Origin of the sequence: Streptomyces bohaiensis, from assembly GCF_012033785.1 — a bacterium.
Classification (GTDB): Bacteria; Actinomycetota; Actinomycetes; order Streptomycetales; family Streptomycetaceae; genus Streptomyces; species Streptomyces bohaiensis.
Window position 1 is genome coordinate 1 of record NZ_JAAVJC010000205.1, and the last position, 8,457, is coordinate 8,457.

General features: G+C 76.5%; 7 protein-coding genes and 1 pseudogene. 5 read left to right on the forward strand and 3 right to left on the reverse strand.

The features are described 5' to 3' along the window. Nucleotides 1-70: 70 nt before the first annotated feature. Nucleotides 71-667, reverse strand: a complete 597-nt coding sequence (locus HCN52_RS18470; protein WP_168089566.1) for a hypothetical protein — start codon at nucleotides 665-667, stop codon at nucleotides 71-73. A gap of 197 nt (nucleotides 668-864) precedes the next feature. Here HCN52_RS18470 and HCN52_RS18475 point away from each other — a divergent pair, with 197 nt between their 5' ends. After that, entirely contained in the window at nucleotides 865-1,197 is a 333-nt protein-coding gene (locus HCN52_RS18475; RefSeq protein WP_168089567.1) for a hypothetical protein, read from the forward strand. A gap of 30 nt (nucleotides 1,198-1,227) precedes the next feature. Here HCN52_RS18475 and HCN52_RS18480 read toward each other — a convergent pair whose 3' ends face one another. Beyond that, nucleotides 1,228-2,412 carry a serpin family protein gene (locus HCN52_RS18480; RefSeq protein ID WP_168089568.1) on the reverse strand — a complete coding sequence of 395 codons (1,185 nt, stop codon included), beginning with the start codon at nucleotides 2,410-2,412 and terminating at the stop codon, nucleotides 1,228-1,230. A 144-nt stretch (nucleotides 2,413-2,556) separates the two neighbouring features. Continuing rightward, nucleotides 2,557-3,462 (reverse strand): tautomerase family protein, encoded by a 906-nt coding sequence (locus HCN52_RS18485; protein ID WP_168089569.1) that lies wholly within the window; start codon nucleotides 3,460-3,462, stop codon nucleotides 2,557-2,559. A 158-nt stretch (nucleotides 3,463-3,620) separates the two neighbouring features. Between HCN52_RS18485 and HCN52_RS18490 the strand changes: the two genes are divergently transcribed. From HCN52_RS18490 to HCN52_RS24890, 4 genes and pseudogenes are all read left to right on the forward strand, one after another. After that, nucleotides 3,621-3,998 (forward strand): chorismate mutase, encoded by a 378-nt coding sequence (locus HCN52_RS18490; RefSeq protein WP_168089570.1) that lies wholly within the window; start codon nucleotides 3,621-3,623, stop codon nucleotides 3,996-3,998. A gap of 91 nt (nucleotides 3,999-4,089) precedes the next feature. Further along, the gene (gene pepN / locus HCN52_RS18495) at nucleotides 4,090-6,591 is read left to right on the forward strand and encodes an aminopeptidase N (protein ID WP_168089571.1); all 2,502 of its coding nucleotides are present in this window, start codon (nucleotides 4,090-4,092) and stop codon (nucleotides 6,589-6,591) included. 168 nt (nucleotides 6,592-6,759) lie between these two features. Continuing rightward, nucleotides 6,760-7,818: a hypothetical protein gene (locus HCN52_RS18500; protein ID WP_168089572.1), complete on the forward strand. Its 1,059-nt coding sequence runs from the start codon at nucleotides 6,760-6,762 to the stop codon at nucleotides 7,816-7,818. Nucleotides 7,819-8,250: 432 nt separating this feature from the next. Beyond that, a pseudogene (locus HCN52_RS24890) lies at nucleotides 8,251-8,457 on the forward strand (hypothetical protein); the annotation flags it as partial.

Sequence of the window (8,457 nt, forward strand, 5' to 3'; positions counted from 1 at the left end):
GCCCGGTACCGGATCGATCCCGGTACCGGGCGGTGACGTGTCCGCGCCGGGGCGGCGGCGAGCCGGGGTGTCAGCCGGCGGACGGCGCCATGGGGGTGGGCTCCTCCGCGGTCATGGCGTCCACCAGGGTGCGGTCGCCGAGCTCCTGCTCCAGTTCGACCTCCACCTCGTCGACCGCCAGCATCTCGTTGCAGATCTCGGCGGCGGGATCCTCGACCGACCAGCCGCCGAGCACCACCAGGTCGTCGGTCTCGTGGACCCAGCTGCCCCAGTCGGCGTCGCAGTCGCCGTGCCCGACGACCACGGTGAGCGCGGTGTCGCCCGGCTCCGCCTCCACGACTCCCTCGATCGCCCACAGCACCGGGCTGGAGAAGTTGTCGGCGGGCTGCGCGTCCGGCCAGTCGGCGGCTATCTGCTCGGCGCGTTCGACGAAGACGTTCTCGTCGGGGAGATCACCGGGCTGCCGCTCCTCGCCCCCCGGCGCGCCGCCTGCCGCCGCGCCGTCCTCCCCGGCACCGTCGTCCCCCGCGCCGCCGGCGGCGGCACCGTCGTCCGCGCCGGAGTCCGCGGCGGGCGGCGGCCCGTCGTCCCCGGAGGAGTCACCACCGCACGCCGCGATGGTGAGGGCCGTGGCTGCCAGCATCGGAACCAGAACCTTGCTGCGCATGACGCTCCTTCCGTCCCGTGCGCCCCACCCGGATCGCGGGGCGCGTTGCGTCTGTGACGGACGCTGCCCCCGATCGGTTCCGCCGAACCCGGGGGACCGCCCGGCGCGGTCGCCGGGCCGCGGCGACCGCACATCGCGCGCGGGCGGACCGGCCCGGCGCCAGACTGCCGGGACCACCCCGAACCACCGGAGGTCCCGTGTCCCGACCCGCCGGCGGCGCCGCCGTCCTCGCGGCCCACTGCTCCCACACGCACCTGTTCCCCGGCGCCCGCGTCCTGGTGGCAGGGGTGGAGGACCCCGAGGCCTTCGCCGCCGACCCGCACCCGTTGACGCTCGCGCTGAGCTTCACCGACGGCGTCGTCACCGAGGCGGAGTTCGTCCTCGACGACGACGCGGGGGCGCTCCTGGCGGTGCCCGCCCACACCACCGACGCCGGTACCGACATCCCGGACCACCGGTGGCTCGTCCCAGGGGCCGCGGCGGCGGGCGGTGACGTCCGGTTGACGATCGGCCGCCACGCCCCGGCGTGACCGGGCCCGCTGCCGGGCCGCCGCCCCCGGTCAGGGCGCCGCCGCGGCCGCCGGTGAGCGCGGCGCCGTCGCCTGCCAGGCGGTGAACATCGGCAGTCGCCCCGAGCCGTCCAGTACCACCACGCCGAACGGCCGGTCGAAGAGCACCGTCTCCACCCGGGGAGGACGGGCCGGGGGTGCGGAACCGAACCGCATCGACATCACGGTCGCGGCAGCCGCCCGCACCCCCGACTCGGCGAGGGAGAGGACGCACTGCTGTACCGCGCGGTCCACGAACAGCGGTTCGGGCGAGAGCCGGGGGAACTCCGCCCCCTGACCGGCGAGCAGCCGGGCGCCGAGCGCCGCGAGCTGCGGCAGCAGCTCGGCGGTGGTGGTGAGTTCCAGCCGGGGCAGCCCCACCCGGACCAGGTCCGCGTCGAGCCCCGACCGCGCGGTCGCCGGCGCCCAGCCTGCGGGGAGCACCTCGGCCGCGGCGGCGCCGGGGGCGCCCAGCACGCACCGCACCTCGGCCCCCGGTGCGGTCGGCCCGCCCGCGCAGCGCAGCCGGACCACGGTCGCGGAACGCTCCGCCACGTGCCACGCGTCGGCGACCGGGGCGGTCCGCCACATCACCGGCACCGGCGTCCTGCCCCCGGCGGCGTCGGTGAACGGCGCGTCGGCCGTCGCCGACGGCGGGAACGGGTCCTGCCAGCGGGCGGTGAGCGCCAGCACGTCGGCGAGGAGCACGGCGGTACCCGGCTGCGGCCGGACAGGGGACCGGGGGATCATGCCGTCGGTGGCGCGGGCCATCCAGGCGTCCAGCCGCTCGGCGAGACCGGCGTCCACCGGCCCGAACTCCACCTCCGGCACCTCCTCGCGGAACGCGCGGTAGAGCGGCGCCCGCGCCCAGAAGCCGGCTGCCGAGACCACGGCGTCGGTGGCGCGCAGCGCCCCGCGCACCTCGGTCAGCAGCGGCGCCGCCTGCTCCCCGGCGGTCCCGACCACCGCCCGCAGCTCCGCGGCGGTGGCCCCCGCGGCGCCCGCGGCCAGCATCCCGGTGGCCAGCCACAGCCCGGCGGGGGAGACGGTGAAGTCCCCGCCGGCCGCGGTCGTCCCGGGGGAGTCGGCGACCACGGGAAGCCACCGTTCGGCCAGTGCGGTCACCGCCTCCGGTCCGCCCTGTGGTCCCGCGGCGGCGCCGGGGCCCGCGCCTCGCGTGTGGTGGCCGTCGTCCATCACTGTTCCGTCCTGTCGCCGCCGCGCGCTCCTCGCGCGTCCCACCCTCCCCGACGGCGGCGCGCCGCCCGGCGGTTCCGCCGGCCGCCGTCGCCCGTGCGGACGGGCGTCGGGTCTCAGCTCTCAGCTCTCAGCTCTCAGGTGTCAGGTGTCGCACTCCAGCACGGTGCGGCACACGCCGCAGCGGGCGCGGACCGGCCCCTCCACCGGCAGCCGCAACCGGCCGGTGCACACCGGGCAGTCGAACACCACCCGGACCGCGCCGCCCCCGGTCTCGAACCGGTACGGGCCCACCCCCGCCGGCACCGGGGCCCCGGCGCGCGCCAGACCGCGCTGCGCCGCGTACCGGCGGCGTGCCGCCCAACCGGCACCGGCCAGCGGCGGCTGCGCCGCGTCGTGCTCCGCGCGCCGCAGGCCCTTCCCGTAGGCGTCGTACGCCTGCGGGCTGGTGAACCACACCCGGGGGTCCTCGCCGTGGACCAGCGCCCGCTTGGCGAGCACGTAGCCGTACTCCTCCGGGGTGAGGTACCCCAACTTCTGCGAGGCGAGCGCGGACTGCCGGAACGCGTCCAGCAGCAGCCAGCCGCACCCCAGGTAGGCCGCGGCGGTGTCGGTCAGGATCTCGTCGGCCGCGGTGTCCGCCAGGGCCAGCCCCGAGCGGTGCAGCAGCACGTGGGTCATCTCGTGCGCCAGCACGGCGCCGACGTCCTGCCGGTGCCGGTCGAACCGGGAGTTCAGCTCGACCGCGTACCCCCGGTCCGCCGCCGGCTCCACCCACGCCGCCTCCGGCATCTCGCGGAACCGCACGGTGACCGGCGCCTCGGGCAGCCCGAGGTGACGGATCATCACCCGTGCCACGCGCCGTACGCCGGCGGTCAGCTCCTCGGCGTCGTCGAAGGCCACGTCGACCGGCAGGACCGAGGTGCCGAACGACCGCACCCGGTCGCCGGACAACCCGCGGTACAGGGCGCGCAACGCACCGCGCACCTCCGCGAGGTGCGGGAAGCCGCGCTCCACGTCCCGTGCCGTACCGCCACCGCCGATCGTCATGCGACCAGCCTCCTCCCGCGCCGCTGTCCACTGTAGGCGCCGGACGCCGCCCCTCGCCGTCCGCCGGCGCGACCGGACGGAACACCCCGGCGGCGCGCCGTCCCGCGCTGCGGACGGGCGCACCCCGCGCCGACCCGAGGCGCCTACAGTCGGGCACCATGAGTGACAGCGACCGCACCGACCAGCGAGGCGCCCCGCCGCCCGGCGCCGCCACCCGGTCCGGCGAGCCCGGTCCCGGTGACCGGGGACCCGAGGTCCAGGACGAGCTGGAGCGGCTGCGCGCCAGCATCGACAACATCGACGCCGCCGTGGTGTACATGCTCGCCGAGCGCTTCAAGTGCACGCAGCGTGTCGGGCGGCTGAAGGCGGAGCACCAGCTGCCGCCGGCCGACCCCGCCCGGGAGAGCCGCCAGATCGCGCGGCTCCGGGAGCTGGCGACGGAGGCGCGCCTGGACCCGGCGTTCGCGGAGAAGCTCCTCAACTTCGTCATCGCCGAGGTGATCCGCCACCACGAGACCATCGCGCGGGAGAGCTGACGGAGCGGACCGGGCCGGCCCCGGCGGTGCGGTCCCCCCGCCGGGCCGCACCGCCGTACCGCGCCGCGCGGCCATGCGGCAGCATGGCCCCATGGCGATTCTGACCCGTGACGAGGCGCGCGAACGCGCCCGGCTGCTCGATGTGCACCGGTACACCGTCGATCTCGACCTCACCCGGGGGGATGAGGTCTTCCGGTCGGCCACCACGGTGCGGTTCGCCGCCCGTGAGGACGCGGAGACCTTCGTGGAGGTCGTCGCGCCCGTCGTCCACCGGGTCAGCCTCGACGGCCGGGAGATCGACCCGGCGGCGGTCCAGGACGGACGGCTGCCGCTGGCGCTGACCGCCGGCGAGCACGAGCTGCGCGTCGAGGCCGACATGGCCTACTCGCACACCGGCGAGGGCATGCACCGGTTCACCGACCCCGCCGACGGCCTGACCTACCTCTACACCCAGTGCTGCCTCTCGGAGGCCCCCAAGGTCTTCGCCGCCTTCGACCAGCCCGACCTCAAGGCGGTCTTCGAGGTCCACGTCACCGCGCCGCCGGAGTGGACCGTCCTCGCCAACGGCGTCTGCACGCCGGTCGACGGCGAGCCCGGCCGCTGGAGCGCCGCGCCGACCCAGCCGATCTCGACCTACCTCCTCGCGGTGGCCGCCGGGCCCTGGCACTCGGTCCGCACCGAGCACGCCGGACTGCCGTTCGGGCTGCACGCCCGGCAGTCACTGGCCGAGCACCTGGACAAGGACGCGGAGGAGCTGTGGGACATCACCCGCCGCACCTTCGACCGCTACCACGAGATCTTCGACGAGCCCTACCCGTTCGACTCCTACGACCAGGCGTTCGTGCCCGAGTTCAACGCCGGCGCCATGGAGAACCCCGGGCTGGTCACCTTCCGCGACGAGTTCGTCCACCGCTCGGCGGTGACCGACACCGAGCGGCAGCTCCGCGGGATCGTCATCGCCCACGAGATGGCGCACATGTGGTTCGGCGACCTGGTCACCCTCCGCTGGTGGGACGACATCTGGCTCAACGAGGCGTTCGCCGAGTACATGGGCTACCAGGTCCTCGCGGAGGCCACCGACTTCCAGCCGTGGACCGAGTTCGCGGCGCAGCGCAAGGCGTGGGGGCTCGACGCCGACCAGCGCCCCTCCACCCACCCGGTGGCCCCGCTGCCCGAGGCGGTGCCCGACACCGCCTCCGCCTGGCTCAACTTCGACGGCATCTCCTACGCCAAGGGCGCCTCCGCGCTGCGCCAGCTCGTGGTGTGGCTGGGCGAGAAGGACTTCCTGGCGGGGATCAACGAGCACTTCGCCCGCCACCGGTTCGGCAACGCGGACCTGGCCGAGTTCATCGACTCCCTCAGCCACGCCTCCGGGCGCGACGTCCACGCCTGGGCGGACCGCTGGCTGCGCACGGCCGGTCCGGACACCCTGGCCCCCACCGTGACCGCCACCTCCGAGGGCTGGCGGCTGGAGATCGCCCACAGCGGCGGTCGGCCGCACCGGCTGCGGGTCGGCGCCTACGGCACCGCGGCGGCCGGGACCGGGGCCCCGGTCCCGCTCGGTACCCACGACGTGGAGCTGCCGCCCGGCGACGGCGTGGCGGCGGTCGAGGGCGCGGGGGAGCGGCCCGCACTGCTCGTCGTCAACGACGGCGAGCTCACCTACGCCCGTGTCGGGCTGGACGACGGCTCCTGGGAGACCGCGCGCCGCACCGTCTCCGCATTGCCCGACCCGCTGACCCGCACCGTGGTGTGGGGCGCGGCGCGCGAGATGGTCCGCGAGGCCGCGCTGCCCCCCGTCGCGCTGGTGGCGATGGCGCGCGAGCAGCTGCCGGACGAGGACGACCTGGCGATCCTGGAGGCGGTGCTGACCTTCGCCCGTTCCACCGTCGCCGACCACTACCTCACCGGCAGCGCGCGCGAGCTGGCGCTGGCCACCCTGCGCGACCTGGCACGGGAACTGCTGGACCGCCCCGCCGCCCCGGCCCGCCGCCTCCTCGCCGCCCGCTGCCTCATCGGCGCCGCGGCGCACCCCGGCGACCTGCGGCGGTGGTGGGAGGACGGCACCGTCCCCGGCGGGCCGGAGCTGGACCCCAAGCTGCGGTGGCAGGTGCTGCACCGGCTCGCCGTCCTGGGCGACCTCACCCCCGAGGAGATCGACGCGGAGGCGGCCGCCGACCCCGGCGCCACCGCCGAGGAGGGCGCGGCGCGCTGCCGCGCGGCGCTGCCCACCGCCGAGCACAAGGCGGCCGCCTGGGAGGCGATGTTCGGGGAGGACGACCGGCTGTCGGCCTACCTGTTCACCGCCACCGCGCAGGGCTTCTGGCACCCGGAGCACGGCGATCTGCTGGCGCCCTACGTCGAGCGGTACTTCGCGGCCGTGCCGGCGCTCGCGGAGCGGCGCGGCCACGCCCTGACGCAGGCGGCCTGCCGCCACGCCTTCCCGGCGGCGTTCGTCTCGGAGGAGACGCTGCGGCTGGGTGCCGCGGTCCGCGACGACGCGGCGGTCGGCGCGGCGCTGCGGCGGGGGCTGACCGACCGGCTGGACGACATGGCGCGCGCGCTGCGCGTCCGGGCCGCCGCCACGGCCTGACGCCGCCTCTCCCGCGCTCCCGGGTGCGGGCCGCCGCCTCTCCCGCACCCGGGAGCGCCCCGATCTCGCCGAGCCGGTGCACGGAGCGTCCGTCACCCCTTACGGTAAGAGTCCACCGGGTCCGGCCCGGCGGGGGACGGCTTCCGACGGGCTCAGAGGGCACGGCACATGAGTGGGCGACACGGCGCCGCGCGGCGGCGCCTCCTCCTGGCGGCCGGTATCGGCCTCGCACTGGTCCTGGCGGCCGCCGCCTTCGGCCCGTTGAGCGAGTTGACGCGACCCTCGGCGGGCGGCTGCGCGCGGGACCTGCCCCCCGGCGCGCTCGACGCCGTCACCGACGCCGCCGTCTACCGCGTCGAGGAGACCTTCGACCCGCGGCTCGGCGAGTACACCTGCGTCCTGTACGACCGCGACGACCGGCGGCTGCTGTCGGTCGCGGCCCTCAGCGACCGGGACGCCGTCCGCTCGGCCCTCGTCGCCGACCTCGCCGAACGCGTCCACGAGGAGACCTCGTTGCAGGCGCTGCCGGACGGGCTGCCGGGACTGGTGACCCACTACGGCTGGTTCCACCTGCTGCCGCCGTGCCCGGGGCTGGAGCGACCGGACGACGGCTTCGACCACCGGCCGCTGGTGACGGTCCGCGGTCCCTCGGGCGAGGTGGGGGAGGGCACCCTCGCGCTGGCCGTCGCCCTCACCAACGCCGTCGCGGAGCGGCTGGACTGCGGGGCGCCCCCGCTGCGCCACGACGGCGGCTTCCGGGCCGCGGAGCCGACCGCGGCCGAGGAGGCGGCGGGCACGCCGTGCGGGGTGCTGGCCACCGGGCCGCTGCCCGAGCCGCGCCGCGGCGGCTGGACCGTATCGGCTGCGGCCACCGACACCGCGCCGGCCGGCCGCTGCACGTTGCGGACGACGGACGGCCAGACCGCGCTGGTGCTGACCAGCTGGTTCGGCGAGTGGGGGCTGCCGATCATCGACGCGCAGCACCGCTGGTACGCCGACAGCGCCCGCCAGGGGCAGCTGCGCGGGCCGTACCTCGGCACCAACTGGGCCTGGGCCGCGGCGATCTGCGACGGCGCGCCCGCGCACTTCGGGTTGCGGTTGAGTCGTCCGTGGCGCGAGTTCGACGCCGGCGTGCTCCACGCGGTCCTCGACCAGTTCGCGAGGGACCAGGTCGCCCGGCGGGACTGCCACGACCTGCGGATGCCGGAGCTCCCCGCACAGGAGTGACCGGCGCCCCGCACCCCCGGGCCGGGAACGCACCTCTCAAATCCGCACGTCTCGGACGGGGTTGGTTCGAAGCGACGTGGCCGGAAATCCTCCTCACGGGCAAGGATCACGCCCCATCGCCTCCGGAGGACCCGTCGGACACCCGTGAGTTAGGTATACCTAAGTCGGCCTGACGTCCTGTCGGGTGCCCCGCCCTGCCCCGCCCCACCCGCCCCTGCCACCCCGCCCGTCCGCCCGGGCAGGTCTCCGACCCCGCCTCCGCCTACGCCTCCGACCCCGTCTCCGACCCCGCCTCCGACCACGGCGCACCACCCGTGACGACCCACCCGCACCGCCGGCCGACGCCGCCCGGCCCCGTACCCCACCACCGTCCGTCCGCCGCGGCCCAGGCCCCGGACGGGCGGGAATCCGCGCACCGACGGGAGCCCTCTCATGCCTCCAGCACCCCAGCCGCACCCCCTGGCCGGCGGCACCGCCGGGCCACGAGCCCTCCGGCCCCTGCTGGACACCGTCCTCGACGCCCTCGCGGACGGCCTCGCGCACCAGCTTGAGCAGGGAGCGCAGGTCGGCGGTCTGGGTGTGCGGGTTGAGGATGGTGGCCTTCAGCCAGGTACCCGTCGCCCCGTCGGGTCCGGGGAC

Coding starts and splice junctions, on each gene's coding strand:
- HCN52_RS18485 (WP_168089569.1), bottom strand. CDS start 3,462: ATGACGATCGGCGGTGGCGGTACGGCACGGGACGTGGAGCGCGGCTTC.
- HCN52_RS18490 (WP_168089570.1), top strand. CDS start 3,621: ATGAGTGACAGCGACCGCACCGACCAGCGAGGCGCCCCGCCGCCCGGC.
- HCN52_RS18480 (WP_168089568.1), bottom strand. CDS start 2,412: ATGGACGACGGCCACCACACGCGAGGCGCGGGCCCCGGCGCCGCCGCG.
- HCN52_RS18470 (WP_168089566.1), bottom strand. CDS start 667: ATGCGCAGCAAGGTTCTGGTTCCGATGCTGGCAGCCACGGCCCTCACC.
- HCN52_RS18500 (WP_168089572.1), top strand. CDS start 6,760: ATGAGTGGGCGACACGGCGCCGCGCGGCGGCGCCTCCTCCTGGCGGCC.
- pepN (WP_168089571.1), top strand. CDS start 4,090: ATGGCGATTCTGACCCGTGACGAGGCGCGCGAACGCGCCCGGCTGCTC.